This is a genomic window from Geobacillus sp. JS12 (assembly GCF_001592395.1).
Classification (GTDB): domain Bacteria; phylum Bacillota; class Bacilli; order Bacillales; family Anoxybacillaceae; genus Geobacillus; species Geobacillus zalihae.
Window position 1 is genome coordinate 1,929,451 of sequence record NZ_CP014749.1, and the last position, 20,701, is coordinate 1,950,151.

General features: G+C 54.7%; 25 protein-coding genes and 1 riboswitch. Of the genes, 2 read left to right on the forward strand and 23 right to left on the reverse strand.

Features of this window, described 5'->3' with window-relative positions; all coding sequences use genetic code 11:
• Positions 1–345: 345 nt before the first annotated feature.
• The 4 genes from A0V43_RS09380 to A0V43_RS09395 all read right to left on the reverse strand — a co-directional run bounded on the left by A0V43_RS09380 (position 346) and on the right by A0V43_RS09395 (position 4,024).
• Entirely contained in the window at positions 346–1,659 is a 1,314-nt protein-coding gene (locus A0V43_RS09380) for a superoxide dismutase (protein ID WP_063193848.1), read from the reverse strand.
• A 356-nt stretch (positions 1,660–2,015) separates the two neighbouring features.
• On the reverse strand, positions 2,016–2,417 hold the full coding sequence (locus A0V43_RS09385; RefSeq protein WP_020754622.1) for a hypothetical protein: 402 nt from the start codon (positions 2,415–2,417) through the stop codon (positions 2,016–2,018).
• Between the two features lie 18 nt (positions 2,418–2,435).
• Positions 2,436–3,089, reverse strand: a complete 654-nt coding sequence (gene scpB / locus A0V43_RS09390; protein ID WP_033005253.1) for an SMC-Scp complex subunit ScpB — start codon at positions 3,087–3,089, stop codon at positions 2,436–2,438.
• Between the two features lie 179 nt (positions 3,090–3,268).
• The gene (locus A0V43_RS09395; RefSeq protein WP_033005256.1) at positions 3,269–4,024 is read right to left on the reverse strand and encodes a segregation/condensation protein A; all 756 of its coding nucleotides are present in this window, start codon (positions 4,022–4,024) and stop codon (positions 3,269–3,271) included.
• A gap of 194 nt (positions 4,025–4,218) precedes the next feature.
• Between A0V43_RS09395 and A0V43_RS09400 the strand changes: the two genes are divergently transcribed.
• Positions 4,219–4,758 (forward strand): DUF309 domain-containing protein, encoded by a 540-nt coding sequence (locus A0V43_RS09400; protein ID WP_063192979.1) that lies wholly within the window; start codon positions 4,219–4,221, stop codon positions 4,756–4,758.
• Positions 4,759–4,780: 22 nt separating this feature from the next.
• On the opposite strand, the gene A0V43_RS09405 is transcribed toward A0V43_RS09400, so the two are convergent.
• The 7 genes from A0V43_RS09405 to A0V43_RS09430 form a co-directional block, all read right to left on the reverse strand.
• Entirely contained in the window at positions 4,781–5,137 is a 357-nt protein-coding gene (locus A0V43_RS09405) for a GNAT family N-acetyltransferase (RefSeq protein WP_013144843.1), read from the reverse strand.
• A 111-nt stretch (positions 5,138–5,248) separates the two neighbouring features.
• Positions 5,249–5,713, reverse strand: a complete 465-nt coding sequence (gene ribH / locus A0V43_RS09410) for a 6,7-dimethyl-8-ribityllumazine synthase (protein ID WP_033005258.1) — start codon at positions 5,711–5,713, stop codon at positions 5,249–5,251.
• A gap of 20 nt (positions 5,714–5,733) precedes the next feature.
• Positions 5,734–6,927 carry a bifunctional 3,4-dihydroxy-2-butanone-4-phosphate synthase/GTP cyclohydrolase II gene (locus tag A0V43_RS09415; protein ID WP_063192980.1) on the reverse strand — a complete coding sequence of 398 codons (1,194 nt, stop codon included), beginning with the start codon at positions 6,925–6,927 and terminating at the stop codon, positions 5,734–5,736.
• A gap of 21 nt (positions 6,928–6,948) precedes the next feature.
• On the reverse strand, positions 6,949–7,593 hold the full coding sequence (gene ribE, locus A0V43_RS09420; RefSeq protein ID WP_020756695.1) for a riboflavin synthase: 645 nt from the start codon (positions 7,591–7,593) through the stop codon (positions 6,949–6,951).
• A complete protein-coding gene (gene ribD, locus A0V43_RS09425; RefSeq protein ID WP_013144840.1) occupies positions 7,548–8,690 on the reverse strand; it encodes a bifunctional diaminohydroxyphosphoribosylaminopyrimidine deaminase/5-amino-6-(5-phosphoribosylamino)uracil reductase RibD in 1,143 nt (380 codons plus the stop codon). Before ribD ends, ribE begins: the two co-directional genes overlap by 46 nt.
• A 207-nt stretch (positions 8,691–8,897) precedes the next feature.
• A riboswitch (FMN riboswitch) is annotated at positions 8,898–9,029 on the reverse strand.
• Positions 9,030–9,076: 47 nt separating this feature from the next.
• Entirely contained in the window at positions 9,077–9,205 is a 129-nt protein-coding gene (locus A0V43_RS20795) for a hypothetical protein (RefSeq protein ID WP_014196248.1), read from the reverse strand.
• On the reverse strand, positions 9,192–9,632 hold the full coding sequence (locus A0V43_RS09430) for a peptidylprolyl isomerase (protein ID WP_033006697.1): 441 nt from the start codon (positions 9,630–9,632) through the stop codon (positions 9,192–9,194). The genes A0V43_RS20795 and A0V43_RS09430 overlap by 14 nt, the downstream gene beginning before the upstream one ends.
• Before the next feature lie 184 nt (positions 9,633–9,816).
• Here A0V43_RS09430 and A0V43_RS09435 point away from each other — a divergent pair, with 184 nt between their 5' ends.
• Positions 9,817–10,695 carry a DUF1002 domain-containing protein gene (locus tag A0V43_RS09435; protein WP_025948557.1) on the forward strand — a complete coding sequence of 293 codons (879 nt, stop codon included), beginning with the start codon at positions 9,817–9,819 and terminating at the stop codon, positions 10,693–10,695.
• 73 nt (positions 10,696–10,768) lie between these two features.
• On the opposite strand, the gene lysA is transcribed toward A0V43_RS09435, so the two are convergent.
• The 12 genes from lysA to A0V43_RS09495 form a co-directional block, all read right to left on the reverse strand.
• Positions 10,769–12,088 carry a diaminopimelate decarboxylase gene (gene lysA, locus A0V43_RS09440; RefSeq protein ID WP_013144837.1) on the reverse strand — a complete coding sequence of 440 codons (1,320 nt, stop codon included), beginning with the start codon at positions 12,086–12,088 and terminating at the stop codon, positions 10,769–10,771.
• Between the two features lie 313 nt (positions 12,089–12,401).
• A complete protein-coding gene (locus tag A0V43_RS09445; protein ID WP_063192981.1) occupies positions 12,402–13,880 on the reverse strand; it encodes a spore germination protein in 1,479 nt (492 codons plus the stop codon).
• On the reverse strand, positions 13,828–14,439 hold the full coding sequence (locus tag A0V43_RS09450; RefSeq protein WP_063192982.1) for a stage V sporulation protein SpoVABEA: 612 nt from the start codon (positions 14,437–14,439) through the stop codon (positions 13,828–13,830). The genes A0V43_RS09445 and A0V43_RS09450 overlap by 53 nt, the downstream gene beginning before the upstream one ends.
• A 5-nt stretch (positions 14,440–14,444) precedes the next feature.
• Positions 14,445–14,795: a SpoVA/SpoVAEb family sporulation membrane protein gene (locus tag A0V43_RS09455; RefSeq protein ID WP_063192983.1), complete on the reverse strand. Its 351-nt coding sequence runs from the start codon at positions 14,793–14,795 to the stop codon at positions 14,445–14,447.
• Positions 14,796–14,834: 39 nt separating this feature from the next.
• Positions 14,835–15,863 (reverse strand): stage V sporulation protein AD, encoded by a 1,029-nt coding sequence (gene spoVAD / locus A0V43_RS09460; RefSeq protein ID WP_063192984.1) that lies wholly within the window; start codon positions 15,861–15,863, stop codon positions 14,835–14,837.
• An 18-nt stretch (positions 15,864–15,881) separates the two neighbouring features.
• Positions 15,882–16,310 (reverse strand): SpoVA/SpoVAEb family sporulation membrane protein, encoded by a 429-nt coding sequence (locus A0V43_RS09465; RefSeq protein ID WP_013144836.1) that lies wholly within the window; start codon positions 16,308–16,310, stop codon positions 15,882–15,884.
• A 17-nt stretch (positions 16,311–16,327) separates the two neighbouring features.
• The gene (locus tag A0V43_RS09470; protein ID WP_063192985.1) at positions 16,328–16,759 is read right to left on the reverse strand and encodes a stage V sporulation protein AB; all 432 of its coding nucleotides are present in this window, start codon (positions 16,757–16,759) and stop codon (positions 16,328–16,330) included.
• A complete protein-coding gene (locus A0V43_RS09475) occupies positions 16,746–17,369 on the reverse strand; it encodes a stage V sporulation protein AA (protein ID WP_063193849.1) in 624 nt (207 codons plus the stop codon). Before A0V43_RS09475 ends, A0V43_RS09470 begins: the two co-directional genes overlap by 14 nt.
• 360 nt (positions 17,370–17,729) lie before the next feature.
• Positions 17,730–18,482, reverse strand: coding sequence for an RNA polymerase sporulation sigma factor SigF (sigF, locus tag A0V43_RS09480; protein ID WP_011231790.1), 753 nt, complete (start codon positions 18,480–18,482; stop codon positions 17,730–17,732).
• 13 nt (positions 18,483–18,495) lie between these two features.
• The gene (gene spoIIAB, locus A0V43_RS09485; RefSeq protein WP_011231791.1) at positions 18,496–18,936 is read right to left on the reverse strand and encodes an anti-sigma F factor; all 441 of its coding nucleotides are present in this window, start codon (positions 18,934–18,936) and stop codon (positions 18,496–18,498) included.
• On the reverse strand, positions 18,937–19,287 hold the full coding sequence (spoIIAA, locus tag A0V43_RS09490; protein ID WP_011231792.1) for an anti-sigma F factor antagonist: 351 nt from the start codon (positions 19,285–19,287) through the stop codon (positions 18,937–18,939).
• Positions 19,288–19,412: 125 nt separating this feature from the next.
• Positions 19,413–20,588, reverse strand: a complete 1,176-nt coding sequence (locus A0V43_RS09495; protein WP_063192986.1) for a D-alanyl-D-alanine carboxypeptidase family protein — start codon at positions 20,586–20,588, stop codon at positions 19,413–19,415.
• Positions 20,589–20,701: the final 113 nt, after the last annotated feature.

Consider the following 20,701-nt stretch of genomic DNA (forward strand, 5'->3'; position numbering starts at 1 on the left):
ATCGGCGAGGATCCCCCTCCTTTAAGGAGCGGGGAGGAATCGCCTGTTCCTCCTTTCCGATTAGGCTGAACGGGCCGCAGCCGAAGAAACGTCGCGGCGGAAACAGGCTGAACCCCAAAGCCGCGTTTTGTACAAGTGTATGCGTCGATGGGACAAATATGATGAAAAAATGCCGTTGCAAGGGGAGACAGCCCTGAACGATCCGCTCCGGCGCTTGCGCTGGGCTCATTGATGACATTTCCCTGCAAAGAGAAAGCCGCTCCCCGAAAAGACGGACAGGTGTCCTGATGGATCGCAGCGCCTGCTCTCCCAAAAAAACGGGCAGGGGGTTCCCCCCCCGCCCGTTTAAAACGGCTGCCAACGAAGCTTCCGCGCCTCATGAAAGCGCTCTTCAACGTTGCGCCAGTTGACGACGTTCCACCAATGTTCGATGTACGCCGCCCGATCATTTTTGTATTGCAAATAGTAGGCATGCTCCCACACATCAAGCACAAGAAGCGGGATCACATCCCATTGCGCCATGAGCTGGTGTTTTTCCGCCTGCAAAATTTCCAACCGGTGCGCTCGCGGCGCCCAAACGAGCAGCGCCCAGCCGACCCCTTCGGCGCTTTTCGCCGCTTCGGTGAAATGACGGCGAAAGGCGGCAAAGCTGCCAAAATCGCGCTCGATTTGCGCCCGCAGCTCCCCGCGCGGCTCGCCGCCACCCTCTGGATGCATGTTGTACCAAAAGATAGTGTGCAAATAATGCCCGGAGCCGTGGAACGCCGCTTCCCGCTCCCAATGTTTCAACAGATCAAAATTGTTCGTCCGGCGCGCCTCGGCCATCATCCGCTCCGCCTGATTGAGACCGTCGACATAGCTTTGATGATGCTTCGTATGGTGGAGGCGCATGATTTCTTCGGAAATATGCGGCTCGAGTGCATCATAACGGTACGGCAGCGGCGGCAAGACATGACGGCCGGGCGCTGCTTGTTGACGCGGCTCACCGCCGTCGTCCGCATCCACCCAGCGTCGCTTTCCATCGGTCACGTTGTCCGCTTGACCCGGCTCGCCGTCAGCTATATCAGGCAGCGAGTCGGAGAGCTCCGCCATAAAAGCCGGCTCTTTTCCGTCCTCAACCCGCTCTGCCGTCCCGCTGGTGTCAAGCCATCCGTCTTCGTTCTCTTTGTTTTCACTCTCCAGTTCAGGCGACACCGATTCCCCTTCGACTTGTTCTTGCGTCGCCTCTTCTTCCCGCTCGGCAGCTGACGAATCAGCCAGGCGGACGGCCCGAGTGTATACGTCATCGACAAGACGCTGGAGCTCGTAAATCGCTTCTTCGGTCCATTCATCGCCGTGTCCATCGATGTACGCCAACAAAGACGAAAGCCCAACATCCTCAGCCATCCTGCGTGCAGACAGCGCCTGTTCAACTTGTCTTCCCCACGCAGCCGCTTCCATGACATACTGGCGAAGCGCACCGACATACACGTCATCGGCAAGGCGCTGAAGCTCGCGGACGGCCTCTTCCGTCCACTCGCCGTCATGCTCGGCAATAAACTCGAGCAGCGACGAAGCGCCATCCGTGCTTGCCCCACGCAAAGCGAGCGTCTCCTTGACTTGATTTCCCCATTCGTTCACCCTAGCCGCATATTGGGCGAACAACACCTGATCGTCCATTTGGTAAAAACCTCCTCCTGTTTTGTTCGCCATATCGTATGCTGTCATGGGGAAATCGTTCTTGTCCGCATTCACCCAAATTCCCGGCCGCTCATACATAGAGGAGCGAGGGCAGTCATCATAGGAAAAGACAGCAAGGAAGAACAGAATCGCCGCAATGCTTCCCTGCGGCGGGTCTGCAAATGAGCCATAGATAAACCGCTCAAAAAAATCGAGCTGACCCAAAACATATTCGCGTTTTGGGTCAGCCCCCCTTTTTTCTGAAAAAGGCAGGCTACTTTGGCAAACTGCCGGCTGCACCAAACGGTTTCCTTGTCCGGACGCACAGAAAACGCGGCGCCAACCGCATTTTCTCGTTACGCCGACCGTTCAGGCAAGCGGCACTCGCCGGTTTCCACCCATTCGCTGACAAGCGCCTGCAGCGTTTTGGCGTCTACCTCGGCAAAATAACGGCGCAATTCCTCTTCATCGTGAATATAGACGCGCTTTCGCTGCCGATACGCCGGATTTTTCCATAAACAGACAAGAGCAATGATGTCGCGCAAATGAATGTCGCGCCCATTAGCCGTAAACAGTGGATCGCTTTCATACGGCAGCCAATCAAGCAGCGCCGCCTCAAAATGGCGCAAATACAACACAGACAGCGTCCGCTCTTCGCCCCCGTCGCGGTACGTGACTTCCGAGCGGTTGAAATAGTCTTCAAACGTGTTCGATTGCGACTTTTGCAGCTCTTCACCGTACAGGCGGCAAACGTTCATGAGCGCTCTCCTTCCCGATCAGCCATTTTTCTTTAGTTTACCATATTCCGGCTGCCCATCGCTCAAATTTTCTGCTAATTTTTCGAAAAATAAATCCGCTTCCCGCTCGGATTCGCCATCGTCCGCCCATTCCGGCAGCGGCGGCAGCTCCTCGAGCGTTTTTAGCCCGAAATAATCGAGAAATTCCGGGGTTGTCCCGTACAAAATCGGCCGCCCGGTTCCTTCGGCTCGTCCAACCTCTTTAATGAGCGCCCGTGCCATCAGCGTCTGCAATGGCTTGTCGCTTTTTACGCCGCGAATTTCCTCAATCTCCGCGCGTGTAATCGGTTGGCGGTATGCGATAATGGCGAGCGTCTCAAGCGCCGCCTGCGACAGCGGCGATGCTCCCGGCGCTTCGACCAACTTCTTTAAATAGGGGGCGTGTTCTTTTTTTGTCGCCAACAAAAACACGCCGCCAAGTTCGACAAGCTGGATGCCGCGCTCTTCCCGTCGGCAGTCTTGTTGAAGCTCCTCGATCACCGCTTTCGCCTCTAGCTCGCTGACTTCCAACACAGCGGCAATTTGTGAAAGCGACAGCCCTTCGTCACCAGCAGCAAACAACAGCGCTTCGACAATCGCCTTCGCCGGCTTGAGCGCGCCGGCGCCCTTTTTTTCTCTTTCGTTTTGTTCCATCGCCCTTCTGCCACGCCAAACTCGTTGGCGCCCCTCCTCCTTTCCTCCTGTTTTCGTCGTTTCCCAAGTCTTCTCACCCCAATGTGAGTCAACTCTCCGCCTTATCATGGCATGGGCAAACAAACAACAAAAGAAAAGCGGCCCGCCGCAGCGAACCGCCGCGGCCAAACCGCACCGCCTCAACCGGCTGGTTTCACCGCAAGAAACAAATCGCTGAAATTCCGTTCTTGCTCAACGATGATTTCGTCTTGCTTCATCAACTCTAAAATGGCCAAAAACGTCACGACGATATACGAACGATCGTAGGACGGAAACAGCTCGTAAAAGTTTTTCCGCCCGTTCGCCTGCTTTAGTTCATGCAAAATTTCCGCCATGCGCTGTTCGACGGAAATATCTTGGCGGGAGATTTTCGCCCGCATCGGTTTTTGCAGTTTTTTGCGGCGCAACAGCTTCGACAAGGCGCCAAGCATATCGTATACGTTCACATCCAGCGGCGCCGCCTTTTTCTCATCCGCGTATGCGCTTAAGTCGCTCGGCGGCTTTGTAAACAAAAGCGCCCGCTCCTCTTCGCGCCGCTTCAGTTCGCGCGCCGCCTCTTTAAACTTTTTATATTCAAGCAGCCGCTGCGTCAGCTCCTCGCGCGGGTCCCCGTCATCGCCCCACTCGATGTCGCCGTCGACCGCTTCTTCATTGGAGGGCGGCAGCAGCATTTTGCTTTTGATCGCAAGCAAGGTGGCCGCCATCACTAAATATTCGCTGGCGATATCCAACTCAAGCTCCTGCATGGCGTGAATGTACGCCATATACTGCTCCGTAATTTGCGCGACCGGAATATCGTAAATATCAATTTCATAGCGGTTGATCAAATGCAAAAGCAGATCAAGCGGCCCTTCAAACGCTTCGATTTTGACGTTGTACGGCAATTGCACATCCATCCCACCATTTTTTCCAGAACCACCGCCCGGTAGGCTCGTCTCCAGCTGCAGTACATTTATTGTATCATAACGAAGCGGCGAAGCGAACGGAAAACAGTCTCTTTTTTGCGCTGCAAGTCGCCGAAGCCGTATAATCGAAGAAGAGCCGTCCGCCTTCACATGGCGCGGCCCACTTTTGAAAGGAACGATGGCCGATGTATCCAAACGCGTATATCGAGTATTTGGTCCATTTCCATAGCGACCGCGATTATTTTGAATGCCACGAAATTTTGGAGGAACATTGGAAACAAGACGGTCGAAACAAAGGTTGGCTTGTGCTCATTCAAATGGCGGTCGCTTTTTACCATTACCGGCGCGGCAACACTTCCGGCGCGCTCCGCCTCATTCGACGGGCGCGGGCGCTGCTTGACGAAGCGCAAGAGATGATCCGGCGGCTCGGCCTCGATGACGAGGCGCTCGCCCGCTTGCTCGACGAGACGGCTGGGCGGATCACTCGCGGCGAACCGTACGAAAGCGTCGAACTGCCGATTCGCGACCGTTCCCTTTATGAGCAATGCCAGGCCGCCTGCGCCCGCCGGCAGCTCGTTTGGGGGCAAGCCAGCGACCTAGCCAACCTTGATCTTGTGGATAAACACCGGCGCCGCGACCGCTCGGACGTCATCGCCGCACGCGAACAAAAAAAACGGGCCAAAGCGGAAGGAGTTGGCTTCCCTCCCCCTCCGCCGCCCGCCTGAGCGCGGCGCCGCGCTAGTTTCGTTATTCGTTGCACGCATGGCATTTATCGAAAAACGAGGCGGTCCACTCGTTGGCGCACAATCGGCGGCCCGGGTACACCTCTTTCAATGCCTTGACCATCTGTTTTCCGATCCCTTGGTGGCGGTGTGACGGATTGACGCTGATGTGCTGGATTTCCACAACATCAGGAGCGCGCAACAGGACGCCGATAATGCCGACGATGTCATCCCCTTCTTTCCATAAAAACAGCTGCCAATCGTTGTTTGTTTCATACTGTTTCATCGTCTGCTGCAGCCGTTTCAGGTCTTTTTCCGTCGGCATAAACGACAACAGTCCCATGGCGATTTTCTCATAGTTTTTTCGGTAACGGATTAACATAAAAATCCCTCATTATCGACAAACGCTTTTCCGAAATGGAAAAGTTTTTGTCATTTTCTCTATACGTATTATAAACATTCTCACCGATATTGTGAACCATTTCATGCCTTTTTACGCAAATGTCCGCAAGACGTTCGCCATTTCGATCGCCGACACCGCCGCTTCCCATCCTTTATTGCCCGCTTTCGTGCCGGCCCGCTCGATCGCCTGTTCAATGGTGTCCGTCGTCAACACGCCGAAAATGACCGGAACACCGCTTGCAAGCGCCGCGTGGGAGACGCCTTTGGCCGCCTCGCTGCAGACGTAGTCAAAATGGCTCGTTGCCCCACGGATGACGGCGCCAAGCGTAATGACAGCGTCAAACTGCTTCGATTCCGCCATTTTTTTCGCCACAAGCGGGATTTCAAACGCACCCGGCACCCAGGCGACCGTGATGTCGCTGTCGCTCACGCCATGGCGCGTCAAGCCGTCGATCGCCCCAGATAAAAGCTTGCCCGTGATGAATTCGTTAAAACGAGAGACGACGATGCCGATTTTCAATCCGGTGCCGACTAAGTTTCCTTCAATGATGCGCATGTTCGTTGCTCCTCCCATCATTAAAAATGAAGCATATGTCCTAATTTTTCATGTTTCGTGCGCAAATATTTTTCATTTTCCTTTTTCGCTGGCATCTGAATGGGCATCCGTTCAACGACTTCGAGTCCATGCCCTTTTAAGCCGGCGATTTTGCGCGGGTTGTTCGTGAGCAGGCGCATTTTCGTCACGCCAAGATCTTTCAAAATTTGCGCCCCGATGCCATAATCGCGCAAATCGGCGGGGAAGCCCAGTTTTTCGTTCGCTTCGACCGTATCATAACCTTGCTCCTGCAGCTTGTAAGCGCGCAACTTGTTCATAAGGCCGATGCCGCGCCCTTCTTGGCGCATGTAAAGCAACACCCCGCGCCCTTCCGCCTCGATTTGCCTGAGCGCCGCATGCAGCTGCGGACCGCAGTCGCACCGGTACGAGCCAAACACATCGCCCGTTAAGCATTCGGAATGGACGCGCACCAAGATCGGCTCATCCGGGATGATCTCTCCTTTGACAAGCGCCACATGCTCTTTTCCGTCGAGAACGTTTGTGTAGCCGATGGCGCGAAATTCGCCGAATTCGGTCGGCAGCCAAACGTCCACCTCCCGTTTCACGAGCTTTTCCCGCTGACTCCGATAGGCGATCAAATCTTTGATCGTGATCATTTTCAATCCGAACTGATCGGCGATTTGCCGCAAATCAGGAACGCGAGCCATCGTCCCGTCCTCTTTAATGATTTCGCAAATGACGCCGGCCGGCTTCGCGCCGCACAAACGGGCCAAATCGACCGCCGCTTCCGTATGGCCGGCGCGCCGCAAGACGCCCCCCTTTTTCGCAATCAACGGAAAAACGTGGCCAGGACGTTTAAAATCGCTCGCTTTCACATTCGGATCAAGCAGCGCCTGAATCGTCGCCGCCCGCTCGTAGGCGCTGATTCCCGTCGTTGTCGTTTTGTAGTCGACACTCACCGTAAACGCTGTGCCATGCGCGTCCGTGTTATGAGTGACCATCGGCTCAAGCTCGAGCCGCTCCGCCAATTCCTCCGTAATCGGCACGCAGACGAGCCCGCGGCCATGAGTGATCATAAAGTTAATGACATCCGGCGTAGCTTTTTCGGCCAGCACGACAAAATCGCCTTCATTTTCGCGGTCTTCGTCATCGCAAACGATGATCACTTCTCCGTTTTTCAGCGCCGAAAGCGCTGCTTCAATCGTGTCAAACATCAAGCTTGCCCCCCTTTTCCACTATTTATAGCCGTGCTGCTCCAAAAATTCGACCGTCAATTTGGAGGTCGGCGTCGCTTTCGCGTCGAGGAAAGCGGCGACGTACTTGCCGATCATGTCGCACTCGATATTGACGAGATCGCCCGGCCGCTTTTCGCCTAAAATCGTCGCCTCACGCGTATGCGGAATGAGTGAAACGATGAACGTGCGCTCGCTCAGACCGAAAATCGTCAAGCTCGTCCCATCGACAGCGACTGATCCTTTCTCAATCATATAGGCGCGCAGCGAGGCCGGCACTTCAATTTCATAGTAGACGGCGTTCGCTTTCGGCCACTGCCGGATGATGCGCCCGACGCCGTCCACATGCCCGGTGACGAAATGGCCGCCAAACCGTCCCCCAGCCGCCATTGCCCGCTCCAAATTCACCTTCGATCCCGGCTTTAATGTTTTTAGCGCCGTCGCTTTCACCGTCTCCGGCATGACATCGACCGTAAACTGCCGTTCGGTGAACGATGTGACGGTCAAGCAGACGCCGTTGACGGCGATGCTGTCGCCAAGCCGCACATCTTCGAGCACCCGCTTGGCGCCAATCGTCATCACGATGGCGTCGCCGGTTTGCTTCATTTGTTCGATCGTGCCGATCTCTTCAATAATGCCAGTGAACACAACGATTCCTCCTTCCGTTTCGGCGCGGCGACGATTTTGATGTCCGGGCCGATCGTCTCGATGCGGCGGATGTCAAGCTCCACCGCTTCAGCAAGCCGGGCGAAGCCAAGGCCGCCGACCGGCGTCGGCGCCCCGCGGCCGCCGATCAGCTTCGGAGCGATATAGGCGATGACCTCATTGACTGCTCCCGCGCGGAGGAAGCTGTCATGAACGCGCGAGCCGCCTTCGACAAACAGCGACATGACTCCCTGCTCCCCAAGCAGACGGAGCACATCGCGGACATCGATCTGGGCCGTCGGCATTGAAAATACGCGCACTCCAAGGCGCTCATACGCCGCCGCTTGTTCCCGACTGACGCCGCCGGTGATGATCCACGTTTCTGCTTCCTTGTCAGCGACGACATGGGCGTCAAGCGGTGTACGCAATTTTGTATCCAAAATGATGCGGAGCGGATTTTTCCGCTTTTCCCCAAAGCGGACGGTAAGCTTCGGGTTGTCGGTCAAAACGGTGTTGACGCCGACCAAAATGGCGTCATGCTGCGCACGAAGGCGATGGACATCCTCACGCGCCGCGCTTGATGTAATCCATTTGCTTTCCCCCGTCGCCGTCGCGATTTTGCCATCGAGGCTGCATGCGAACTTCAACGTGACAAACGGCGTTTTTGCGGCGATATAGTGGAAAAACATCCGATTCAATTCGTCCGCTTCGTCTTTTAATACGCCAACATCAACGTCAATGCCCGCTTGGCGCAGCTTGGCAATCCCTTTTCCCGCGACAAGCGGATTCGGGTCGGTCGTGGCAACGACGACGCGACGGACGCCCGCCTGGATGAGCAAATCGGCACATGGCGGCGTTTTTCCATAATGGCTGCACGGCTCAAGCGTCACGTACACCGTCGCACCGCGCGCCTTCTCGCCAGCCATGCGGATCGCATAGACTTCCGCGTGCGGCTCACCCGCTTTCAAATGGGCGCCAAGCCCAACAACCGTCCCACCGTTGACAACGACCGCGCCAACGGCAGGATTGGGAGACGTTTGCCCGACTCCAGCTTTGGCCACATCGAGAGCGAGCCGCATATAATGTTCATCGTTATGCACCGCACTCCCTCCTTCAATAAAAATGAAACCCCCGGGATGTCCCCGGGGGCTCATCGATGAGAGAATGACCAATGATGCGCAAACAAACACATGTTCGCAAAGCAGGCTATACCGGCCGGTCGGAAACAAAAGATACTACCATGCCTAGTCGGCCGACAGACGCTGCCCACGCGGTCTGAACCGGCCGAAAACAGCCGTGCGCATATTGGCATCCTTCTCCCATCCAGACTATACTGTCGGCTCCGGAATCGCACCGGATCCTGCCTTTCGGCTCGCGGGCTGAGGGCGGAAAGCCCCATCACCGCCGGTCGGGAATTTCACCCTGCCCCGAAGGATGCATCACGATATCGTTATGTTCATTATACCACACGAAACGCCCTGCATCATCATTCCGCAACCCAAATCCAATACGCCGCTCCCCACAACAGGCTGGCCGCAAGCAAAAAGAAAAACAAGCGCCAGTTGTTTCGAACAGTCCGATCATCCTCGCTCATGCGCTGTTTACGGTTCGTCAAATACTTTCACTTCCTTCATCACGTCGCCGTTTTTCATCGTCTTCACGACGTCCATGCCCGATGTCACTTGGCCAAAGACGGTGTGCACCCCATCCAAGTGCGGCTGCGGCTCGTGGACGATAAAGAACTGGCAACTGCCGGTATCGCGGCCGCGGTGCGCCATTGACATCGCGCCGGTGACATGTCGGTGTGGATTGTTGTCCGTCTCGCACGGGATCGTATAGCCGGCATCGCCCGTTCCATTGCCGCGTGGACATCCTCCTTGGCTGACAAATCCAGGGATGACGCGGTGGAACGTCAACCCGTTATAAAAGCCTTCGTTTGCGAGCTTCTCAAAATTGGCCACCGTCGCCGGCGCCTCGTTTGGGAACAGTTCAAACTCGATTTTCCCGCCGTTTTCCATGAGAATATATCCTTTTTTTGCCACAAGCATCCAGCTCCTTTTCGACATCGAAACTGCTTTTATCATACCATGATGGCCGAGTGAAACAAAAGAAAAAATGTCTTTTCAAATTCGCACGCCGCCTGACCGCGTCGCGTTTTTCCGATAGCCAAGCAGGCGAGCGTACGGTATAATGGTAATGCATTTTCGTAAACAGGAGGCGAGCTATGTGAAACGAATGATCGCTTCATCGCTGCTTTGGGCGGTGCTCTTGGCATCTCCGGGCATCGCAGCGGCCGATGCCGCGCCGGGCGATGTCATTGTGACGCTCGGGGAAAACTTAACGAATGAACAAAAGCAAAAAGTGCTCGACGAAATGAAGGCGCCGGACGGGGCGCAAACGATCACCGTCTCAAACGTTGAGGAGCATAAATATTTGGACGGACTCATTCCGAAAGCGCAAATCGGCACGCGCGCCATCTCGTCGTCGATGATCACGATAAAAGAGCCCGGCTCGGGGCTTCATGTCGAAACGCACAACATCACATGGGTGACGAAAGAGATGTATACAAACGCCTTGATCACCGCAGGGGTGAAAGATGCCGATATTTACATCACCGCTCCGTTCCCGGTTTCCGGCACCGCAGCGCTGACGGGGCTGATGAAGGCGTATGAAATTTCCTCGGACCAAGCCATCCCTGATGATGTCAAAAAAGTGGCGAACGAGGAAATGGTGCAGACGGCGAAGCTCGCCGATTCGATCGGCGCGGACAAAGCGGTCGCCCTGCTGGCGAAAATCAAACAAGAAATCGCCAACAACCCACCGCAGACGGACGCTGATTTGCGCGCCCTTATTGAAAAAATCGCCAACGACCTTGGCATTACGCTGAGCGAGAATGAAATCAACAACCTGATTTCCCTTTTCCATAAAATGCAAAATGCCCATATTAATTGGGATCAAGTGAATGATCAGCTGAGCAAGGCGAAAGAACAGCTATCGGCGTTTTTGCAGTCAGAAGAAGGGAAAACGTTCATTCAAAATCTGATCGACATCTTGAAAGAAATTTGGAACGCGATCAAATCAGCATTTTCCTCAAATCAACAATGAAAGAAGGCGCCCCAAAAAAGGCAGCGGGCGCCTTTTCTTTGTGAAGGCCCGTTCTCTTTCCAACCGGCGGCCTTCACTTTTTCACTTTCGTTTTCAAAGGCAAATCATATTGGATCAAATCTTCATATGTCTCCCGTTTCACAACGAGCTGGGCGTCGCCGTTTTCAACGAACACAACGGCTGGGCGCGGCAGACGGTTGTAATTGTTCGCCATGGAATAGCCGTAAGCGCCGGTGCAAAAAACGGCCAAATAATCGCCCGGCTTCGCTTCCGGCAGGGCGATGTCCCAAATGAGCATGTCGCCTGACTCACAACACTTCCCGGCGATCGATACGACTTCCGTCGGCTCGCCGAACACCCGGTTGGCGAGCGCGGCTTCGTATTTCGCTCCGTAAAGCGCCGGACGGATGTTGTCGCTCATGCCGCCGTCAACGGCAATATAGGTGCGGACGTTGGGCACCTCTTTGCGCGAACCGATCGTATAAATCGTCGTTCCGGCATCACCCACGAGCGACCGGCCCGGCTCGATCCAAATTTCCGGCAACGGCAAGCGGCAAGCTTCGGCCTGCCTTTTCACCTCTTCCACGATGCAGTCGACGTACGCTGTCACCGGAATCGGGTCGTCTTCCTCCGTATAGCGGATGCCAAAGCCGCCGCCAAGATTGACAACCGCTGGGACAAATCCGTGCGCCTTGTTCCACTCCGCCAGCTTGGCAAACACTTTTTGCGCCGCGAGCACAAACCCAGCTGTTTCAAAAATTTGCGAGCCGATATGGCAATGAACGCCGAGCAGCTGAAACGCGGCCGATGCCATGACACGGCGAAACGCCTCGTCCGCCTGACCGTTGTTTAAGTCAAAGCCGAACTTTGAATCTTCTTGCCCGGTTAAAATGTAATCGTGCGTATGCGCCTCGACCCCCGGCGTCACGCGGAGCAAAACCGGCACCGTCCGACCGGATGACTCCGCCAGCTCTTCGATCAGCTCGAGTTCGTAAAAGTTGTCGGCCACGATGCAGCCGATGCCGTGTTCAAGCGCCATCGCCAATTCGTCCCGGCTTTTGTTGTTGCCATGAAAATGGATGCGCTCAGGAGGAAAACCGGCCGCAAGCGCCGTATACAGCTCACCGCCTGAGACGACGTCAAGCGACAATCCCTCCTCAGCGGCCAGCTGCACGATGGCGACGGCGGAAAACGCCTTGCTCGCATACGCGACTTGCGCCCGCACGCCGTGGCGCTGGAACGCTTCTTTAAACGCGCGCGCCCGAGCGCGGATCAACGCAACGTCATAAATATAAAGCGGCGTGCCATACGTTTTGGCCAACTCGACCACATCGACACCGCCGATTTCCAAATGCCCTTGTTCATTCACGCGGCTTGTCCCGTGAAGAAACATCGCAAACCCCTCATTCCTCTATCGAAATCGCATGGCAAAAGCAAAAAAGACAGTTTGCAAAATCGGCAACTGCCTTTACAAAATGGAAAACCGCAAAGCGCCATCGGCTCTGCCTTGAAACGGAAGGCCGCACACCCCGCGCTGGGCCATGCCCATTCCGCCCGTGCAAACGTGCGAAGCACTGAGGCAAGCACCATCAGTGCAAGCAATTACATATAACTTATCATAATGATAAAAAAGTTGCAATAGCGCTAAAACGAAAAAAGCGGCCGCCAATAGGTGGAAACGGCCGCTTCCAAATGGATCGTTCGCGTCATGACGGCTGTTTTTGCCGGTCTTGCGGATGAACGATGCTCGGACGCACTTTCGCCCCGGCAACCGAGCGGCGGACGACAATTTGCATAAATGCCGCTGGATCGAACGGGATGAACGGCCATAAGTACGGCGTATTAAGCGAGCGGATGCTGGCGAGCCAAAGCAAATAAACGGTCGTGCCAATGACGAGCCCGGGCACTTTAAACAAGGCGACAAGAATGACCAATGCCAATCGAGAAATCTTATTCGCCACGCTCAACTCATAGCTTGGCGTCGCAAAGGAACCGATCGCCGCCACCGAAATGTACAAGATCACTTCCGGCACAAACAGCCCGACATCGATGGCGATTTGTCCGATCAAGACGGCGGCAATCAAACCCATCGCGGTTGATAGCGGCGTCGGGGTATGAATGGCTGCCATCCGCAAAAACTCAATCCCAAAATCAGCGAGCAAAATTTGCACAATGATCGGGATGTTCGTTTGTTTGTTCGGCCCAATAAACGCCCATGATTCGGGCAGCAACGACGGTTCAAGGACGAACAGCACCCACAGCGGCAGCAAAAACAACGACGTCAAAATGCCTAAAAACCGCACCCAGCGCACAAACGTCCCGACCCCTGGCGACTGCCGGTATTCCTCAGCATGCTGGACGTGGTGAAAAAATGTTGTCGGCGTGATGATGACGCTTGGCGATGTATCAACCATAATGAGCACGTGCCCTTCAAGCAGGTGCGTCGCTGCTACATCTGGCCTCTCGGTGTAACGGACGAGCGGGTACGGGTTGTATCCTTGCTTGACTAAAAACTCTTCGACTGTTTTGTCGCCCATCGTCAGTCCATCGACGTTGATTTGCTGCAACTCTTTCTTGACGAGTTCAACAAGCCCCGGGTCAGCGACGTCTTTAATATAGGCGATGCATACGTCCGTTTTTGACCGCTCGCCGACTTGCAAAATTTCAAAGCGCAGCCGCTCGTCGCGGATGCGGCGGCGGGTGAGCGCCGTGTTGACAATGATGTTCTCGACATAGCCGTCGCGGGCGCCGCGCACAACTTTTTCCGTATCCGGCTCTTGCGGCTGCCGACCCGGATAGCTGCGGACGTCGACAGCAAATCCGGTCGATTCGCCTTCAATCAAGACGATGATCAAGCCCGACAGCAGCTTATCAACCGCTTCGTCGAGGCTCGTCACCGGACTGACTTGCTGATGAACAAGTCGATTTTCGATGATCTGCCACGCTTGGGACGCCTGGCGTTCATCATCGTTGACGCGCACAATTTGTTTTAACAATTCGATAATGTATTGCGTGTCGCATAAACCGTTGCAGTAGTAAATATGTACTTCCCGGTTTAGCACATGAACCTTCCGCACGCCCAAATCAAAACTCGTGCCGACGCCGATCCGCTGTTGCAAAAACTTCGCGTTGTCAACGAGCCGCTTCGCGATCGGCGCTTTCGGTTTCTTTTCTTTTTCCGGCATGGCCACCACTCCTTTCGAGAATCAACTCGACCGCCTTGCGCGTAATCGGCGCTCCGTATTTCGCATGGTCTCGGTATCCCATTTTGCCGATGTCGCCGATGCCGACGATGAGCGGAATGTTCAGCCGGTCAAGGCAGTAGACGGTATCGCCATTGATCCGCCCGATCTCGAGGTCCCGGAAGCCTTCTTTATCGACCCCATATTCGGTCATCACGCCGTCACGGTCGATGCTCACATGCACTTTTGTCCATTCATGCTGGTGCGTATTGGAGGCAACCGCCAGCGCCCCAAGCACCTCAATTTGCTCATGCCCCGCCACATAGCGAAGCGCCTGCTCTCCGGCCCCCTCCCCGAGGGAGCCGCAATCGTCAAACATGACAAACACTGGATCGTGCGGCGTTTGCAAAATGAGTTCGACCAACTGTTCACCGCTCAGTTTCGTCGGATTGCCTTGCGAGCGGGAAATGCAACGGCCGCCGATCTCGGCGGCAACCCGCTCAATCGCCCGGCAGGCGAACTCGTCCCCATCGGTTACTAAAATCACCCGTCTTTTTTTCATGATCCCTACCCTTTCGGTTTGCAAATGAGCGCGGCGACGAACGACCCGGCCACCATGAAAGCAACCAAGGCGCCGGCCAAGCGGAACACCGCCGCACCGGTCTCCATCAGCCCTCTCGGCTGCGGCTCGCCCGCCACGCCTTTGGCCAAAAAGTAGCCAAACCCGCTCAGCGGCATCGTCGCCCCCGCGCCGGCCCAGGCGGCGAACCGGTCGTATGCGCCGCTGAAGCCGAGGAAAACGCCGAGAACAACAAGCGTGACAGCGACGCCAGCCGGCGTCCATTTGCCGCGGTCGATGATGAGCTGAACGATGGCGCACAGCAGTCCGCCGGCGAGAAAGGCACGGACGTATTCCATATCACATTCCCTCCTGATCGTTTCCAAATAAAAGGCGTCCTACGGCGGCAAATCCGGCTCCGGCTCGGCCGCTTCAATGACGACGCCGTGGGCGATGGCCGGAATCGATTGTTTTTGTTGCACCATCGTTTGACTCAAGAGCGCCCCGGTGGCGACGACAAACAGGCGTCGAAACGTTCCGCGGGCGAGCTCTTGAAGCAAATACCCGTACGTGACGACCGCCGAGCAGGCGCAGCCGCTGCCGCCGGCGAACACCTTTTGATCCGGCCGGTAAATCATCAGCCCGCAATCGTTGTAAACGTCGGTCACATCGTAGCCTGATTCAGCAAGCAACTCGCGGACGATGACGCTGCCGACGCGCGACAAGTCGCCGGTGACGATCAAATCGTAATCGCCCGACGAGACGCCTAAGTCACGGAAATGCTGCTCGATCGTATCGGCCGCCGCCGGAGCCATCGCCGCCCCCATATCGAGCGGATTTTTCAGCCCGGCATCGATCACTTTGCCGATCGTCGCCGCCCGGAGGCGCCAGCGCCCCGGGGTGCGACCGACGAGCGCAGCACCGGCGCCCGTGACCGTAAACGTCGCCGTTTTTGGCTTTTGCACCCCAAGCTCAGTCGGGTAGCGAAACTGCCGTTCGGCCGTCGCGTTATGGCTGCTTGTGGCGACAAGCGCCCGATCAGCCAATCCACCAGCGACAAACGCAGCGGCTGCCGCCAACGTTTGCATCGAGGTCGAACAGGCGCCGAACAAGCATAAAAACGGAATCGGCAGCTCGCGGGCGACATAATTCGATGTCGCATTTTGGTTTAATAAATCACCGGCCAAAAATAGATCGACTTCTTCGGCAGAGACGCCCGCCTTTTGCAAGCAGCAGTCCACCGCCTCCCGCATCAGCCTCCGCTCGGCCAGCTCCCACGTCGCTTCGCCGCAATATAAGTCGCGATGGCAAACATCAAAATAACTTCCGAGCGGCCCGTCGGCTTCAAGCGGCCCGACCGCGGCAGCGGCCGCTTGGATGTAAACACCATCGTCAAACACCCATGTCTGCTTTCCGACACGTTTCATGGCCAATCCCTCTTTTCGTCACGGCCAAACAAGGCCAAGCACATAGGCGGCAATCAGACCATAAATGACCGCTGCCCCACCGGCTTTCAACATCTGCCCGGCCACCCCGGCCGTCCATCCTTCGCTGCGATGCTCGATAGCGGCGCTGGCGATCGCATTGGCCAGCCCTGTAATGAGCATCGTCGCCCCCGCACCGGCAAATTGGCTGAAATCATCATATTTCCCGACGGCCGTCAGCACAATCGCCAATCCAGCCATCACCATAGACGCCCACAGATGGGCCTCGAGCGGCGAAGCGGCAAACGTGCCGCCATACCAATCAGCGAGCCATTGCGCCAACGCACAAAACATCCCACCGACAAAAAACGCTTTTACCGCATTGGCGGCGTATGGGGGAGAAGGCTGAAACGCCTTCACCTCGCGGACATAATCGGACTTTAATCCCACGTTTCCTTCCCCCTTTGTCAGCGAAAGTGATCGACAAAATAAAGCCAATGAAACAACGAACCGGCCACTTTGCCAAAGGCGATGGCCATAAGTAAAATGACGATTTTATCATCGACGCCGATCCGCTTCGCTAAAATCGGCCAAACGTTCAACACCTCTGTTAAAGCGGCAGCGAGCATTCCGATAAACACACCATGAAACAATCCGATCGGCGCTAGCCAATATTTGGATAAATGCCAAACCGAATGGCGCAAACTCATCCAACCGCCAACGATGGCGCCGGCTGCAGCCCCCCATTCATAGGCGTGAATGCGTTTTGGCGTTTTCGTCAGCTGCGTCAGGCGCGGGATGACGCCAAGCACGACCAAAAAAGCGACAAATCCGGTTCCGACCGCCAACCCTCCGGCGAAGCCGACGAACACTACCAGCAAAATCTCAAGCGTCGTCAAGAGGCCTCAAGCTTTCTTTGTTTTCATGCAAAATGACGTACTGATCGATCGATTGCTGGTAGTTGAACATTTCGACTTCAAGAGGGCTGGGCTCCTCGTTGATTCGTTTGCGGAACCAATGGTTGAAAAATAAAATCATCCCGATGCCGAGCCCAAGCGAATACGGAATTTGCAAAAGCAGCGGTTTATCGACCGCTTGGCCGGTCATCATTTCGTACAGATGGCGATGCACTTGTTGCATGCTGACGTCCTCGTGAAAGTTCATGATCGCCATCGCCGAACCGACGAACAAAAGAAGCCAAACGAGAACGAAGGAAGCGGTCGAAACCTTCCGTTTTTCATAGACGACTTCAATGATCGTCTGTGATGGACCGATCATCTGCACATCAAGCGAGGAATCCACGTCAAACACAGCCCTGATCATTTGCATCATATCGATGATGACGATATTTTTATCGCTGGGCTGGATGCGATAGAGCGGAATCGCCTTCAGCCGGTGAATCAGCCCGCCATCCGGCGCAGCGATTTGCGCCGCCTGCCCGAGCGTCACCACCGCCCCCGGCTTGACTTGCACGCGATGGCGCGGCTTGATAAATACGGTGTTGGCCATTTGCTTCACACCTTTGTCCCCATTTTGTTTTTCTTTAGTTTGGTTGGCAAAAACACCGATCATGCGGCCTGTCGGCGTTCACCATTGATTTCATAAAAATAGAAAAGAATGGGCAAAGAAAAAAACGCCCATTCTTTTTTAGACTTTTGTTGCTTGCTCCGGAAAAAGCGTTCCAAGATGCGCTTACACACCAAAAGACGGATGCGATTCATGGTTCACCGCCGATGAATTGACATCCGTCCATTTTGGGAACACCTTGTGCGGACAAAATGGTCGATCTGTCCATTTTGTTGCCCACTCCGTGCGGACAAAATGGTCGATCTGTCCATTTTGTTGCCCACTCCGTGCGGACAAAATGGACTATCCGTCCATTTTGTCCTTTATGTGCTGCAATATTTTCTTTTCCAGCCGGGATACTTGCACTTGAGAGATGCCGAGCCTCGATGCCACTTCGGACTGGGTTTGGTCTTTGTAATAGCGCAAATAGACGATCAGCCTCTCACGCTCGTCGAGTTCTTCGATCGCTTTTTTTAAGGCGATTTTGTCAAACCATGACGCCTCGTCGGCGTCAGCAATTTGATCAAGCAACGTAATCGGATCGCCGTCGTTTTCGTACACCGTTTCGTGAATCGATGTCGGCGAGCGGACCGCCTCTTGAGCCAGAACGACGTCTTCTGGCGAAATGCCTAAATGGTCGGCGATTTCCGTAACCGTCGGCGCCCGCCCGCGCGTTTTCGACAGCTCATCTTTCGCCTTGCGGATTTTGTTGCCCATCTCTTTCAGCGAACGGCTCACTTTGACGGTGCCGTCGTCGCGAAGAAACCGCTGAATCTCCCCAATGATCATCGGCACGGCGTACGTCGAAAACTTGACGTCATACGACAGGTCAAACTTGTCGACCGACTTTAACAAGCCGATGCAGCCGATTTGAAACAAGTCGTCCGCTTCATAGCCGCGGTTTAAAAAACGTTGAACGACCGACCAGACGAGGCGCATGTTTTTTTCAATAATTTCATCACGCGCTTCTTGATCGCCTTCTTGGCTGCGGCGGATCAGCTCTTTCATCTCCTGATCTTTGATTGGCGACTGATCTTGCTTGACATCGACATCCATAGGCATGTCTCCCTCAGTTACATAACGCTTTGCTTTTCGCAATATGCTTTTTCAAATACACAGTCGTCCCTTTGTTCACTTCCGACTCAACGATGACTTCGTCCATGAAGTTTTCCATAATGGTAAAGCCCATCCCTGACCGCTCGAGCTCGGGCTTTGTCGTAAACAACGGCTGGCGCGCTTCTTCGATGTCAGGAATGCCGACTCCTTCGTCTCTCACCGTCAAATGGACGACACCGTCTTCAATGATGACCGAAATGGAGACGATGCCGTTCGGATCGTTGTTGTAGCCGTGAATGATCGCGTTTGTCACCGCCTCAGAGACAACCGTTTTAATTTCCGTCAGTTCGTCCATCGTCGGGTCAAGCTGGGCGACGAACGCCGCCACGGTCACACGGGCGAACGATTCATTTTCGCTGCGGGCAGAAAATTGGAGGTGCATTTCGTTGCGCATTTACGCCACCCCCAATGCTTGCAAGGCGAATTGCTCATCCGCCTCAACGCGGATGATTTTAAACAGACCCGACATGTCAAACAGCCGTTTGACGGCCGGCGATACGGCGCATACAACCATCTGCCCGCCGACGTTTTTGATTTGTTTATAGCGTCCGAGAATGACGCCGAGGCCAGAGCTGTCCATGAACGTCAATTGTCCTAAATTGAGCACGATGTGGCGGATCGCTCGGTTTTCGAGCACATCCGTCACTTGTTCACGCAATTCTTCGGCTGTATGATGGTCAAGCTCCCCAGACAGGCGAACGATGAGCACGTCTTGCTTCACTTCCAAGTCGATCGCGAGACTCACAGCGTGTTCCCCCTTGTCCATTTCAGGATATGGAGACATTTCGCTGCTGTCCGCCCGAAATCCTGCCGCCCGACAAAACTAGTGGTCGTTCGCCAAAGAGAGCGAAAAGACCGCAAAACTTGACATTATCCCGCTTGCACGAAGCGGCCAAACACCCGCTTAAACAAGTCCCAAAAGCTCGCTTCTTCGACCGTTTGCTTCGCGACGATCGGGCTGCGCAAAATTTCTTTTCCATCCTGTTTTAAAATGAGGACGCCAAGCTCATCGCCTTTGCGAACGGGTGCTTTCACATTGTCTTTCACTTTGATCACTTTTTCGATCTGCTCGACCGACTGCCCTTTTTTCGTCAGCACCGACACCGGCTCCGACGTCACCGCTTCGACGGATGACCGTTTGCCTTTGCTTATGTTGACGCGGGCGACAGTTTCATTCCGTTTGTACACCGGGTGAGTTCGATATTGGGAAAACGCGTAATCGAGCATCTTCGTAATTTGCGCATTGCGCGATTTCGGCGTCGGCGCTCCAAACACAACAGCGATGACGCGCATGCCGTTCTTTTTCGCCGTGGCGGTCAAACAATATTTCGCTTCGGCTGTATATCCGGTTTTCAGGCCGTCAACGCCCGGATAAAATTTGACAAGCCGGTTCGTATTGACGAGCCAAAACTTTTTGTCCGTATTTTCGCGCAAATAGTCTTCGTATTTGCTCGTATATTTGGTAATATCTTCATATTTCAACAGTTCGCGCGCCATCATGGCCATATCATAAGCGCTGCTGTAGTGATCTTCCGCCGGCAGGCCGGTCGCATTGGCGAAATGGGTGTTTTTTAAGCCAAGCTGTTTCGCTTTTTCATTCATCATCTCGACAAATGCTTCTTCCGACCCGGCGATCTGCTCAGCCATAGCGACCGACGCGTCGTTGGCCGAACCGATGGCAATGCCGCGCAGCAACTCATCGACGGTCATTTCCTCGCCCGGCTCGAGGAAAATTTGCGATCCACCCATTGACGCAGCGTATTCGCTCGCCCGCACTTTTTCATCGTAGGACAGCTTTCCTTCATCGATGGCTTCCATGACTAGCAGCATCGTCATAATTTTCGTCATGCTCGCCGGCGGCAATGGTTCATGGGCATTTTTTTCATACAATACTTTGCCGGTGTCGCGTTCAATCAAAATGGCTGATTTCGCCTCATCGGCCAGCTTCACTTTCGCCTCCTTCATCTCTTTCGCCTCGGCATGAGCAGAAAGAGGAAGAAAAAGAAGAAACGGCAATAAAAGAAGACGAGTGACTTTCGTTTTCATCTCCCAAACCTCCATTCTTTATACATGCCATTTTTTCCAGACGAGATATTTTTATACAAAAAACAGCTCATTTTCCAAAAAACAAAAAAACGCCCGAAACACGCGTTTCAGGC

Coding starts and splice junctions, on each gene's coding strand:
- A0V43_RS09400 (WP_063192979.1), top strand. CDS start 4,219: ATGTATCCAAACGCGTATATCGAGTATTTGGTCCATTTCCATAGCGAC.
- A0V43_RS09405 (WP_013144843.1), bottom strand. CDS start 5,137: ATGTTAATCCGTTACCGAAAAAACTATGAGAAAATCGCCATGGGACTG.
- A0V43_RS09495 (WP_063192986.1), bottom strand. CDS start 20,588: ATGAAAACGAAAGTCACTCGTCTTCTTTTATTGCCGTTTCTTCTTTTT.
- lysA (WP_013144837.1), bottom strand. CDS start 12,088: ATGTTTCTTCACGGGACAAGCCGCGTGAATGAACAAGGGCATTTGGAA.
- A0V43_RS09380 (WP_063193848.1), bottom strand. CDS start 1,659: ATGGACGATCAGGTGTTGTTCGCCCAATATGCGGCTAGGGTGAACGAA.
- A0V43_RS09445 (WP_063192981.1), bottom strand. CDS start 13,880: ATGCCGGAAAAAGAAAAGAAACCGAAAGCGCCGATCGCGAAGCGGCTC.
- scpB (WP_033005253.1), bottom strand. CDS start 3,089: ATGGAACAAAACGAAAGAGAAAAAAAGGGCGCCGGCGCGCTCAAGCCG.
- sigF (WP_011231790.1), bottom strand. CDS start 18,482: ATGGATGTCGATGTCAAGCAAGATCAGTCGCCAATCAAAGATCAGGAG.
- ribH (WP_033005258.1), bottom strand. CDS start 5,713: ATGCGCATCATTGAAGGAAACTTAGTCGGCACCGGATTGAAAATCGGC.
- A0V43_RS09385 (WP_020754622.1), bottom strand. CDS start 2,417: ATGAACGTTTGCCGCCTGTACGGTGAAGAGCTGCAAAAGTCGCAATCG.
- A0V43_RS09450 (WP_063192982.1), bottom strand. CDS start 14,439: ATGAAAAAAAGACGGGTGATTTTAGTAACCGATGGGGACGAGTTCGCC.
- A0V43_RS09395 (WP_033005256.1), bottom strand. CDS start 4,024: ATGGATGTGCAATTGCCGTACAACGTCAAAATCGAAGCGTTTGAAGGG.
- spoIIAB (WP_011231791.1), bottom strand. CDS start 18,936: ATGCGCAACGAAATGCACCTCCAATTTTCTGCCCGCAGCGAAAATGAA.
- A0V43_RS09415 (WP_063192980.1), bottom strand. CDS start 6,927: ATGTTTGACACGATTGAAGCAGCGCTTTCGGCGCTGAAAAACGGAGAA.
- spoVAD (WP_063192984.1), bottom strand. CDS start 15,863: ATGAAACGTGTCGGAAAGCAGACATGGGTGTTTGACGATGGTGTTTAC.
- A0V43_RS09475 (WP_063193849.1), bottom strand. CDS start 17,369: ATGGCCAACACCGTATTTATCAAGCCGCGCCATCGCGTGCAAGTCAAG.
- A0V43_RS09455 (WP_063192983.1), bottom strand. CDS start 14,795: ATGGAATACGTCCGTGCCTTTCTCGCCGGCGGACTGCTGTGCGCCATC.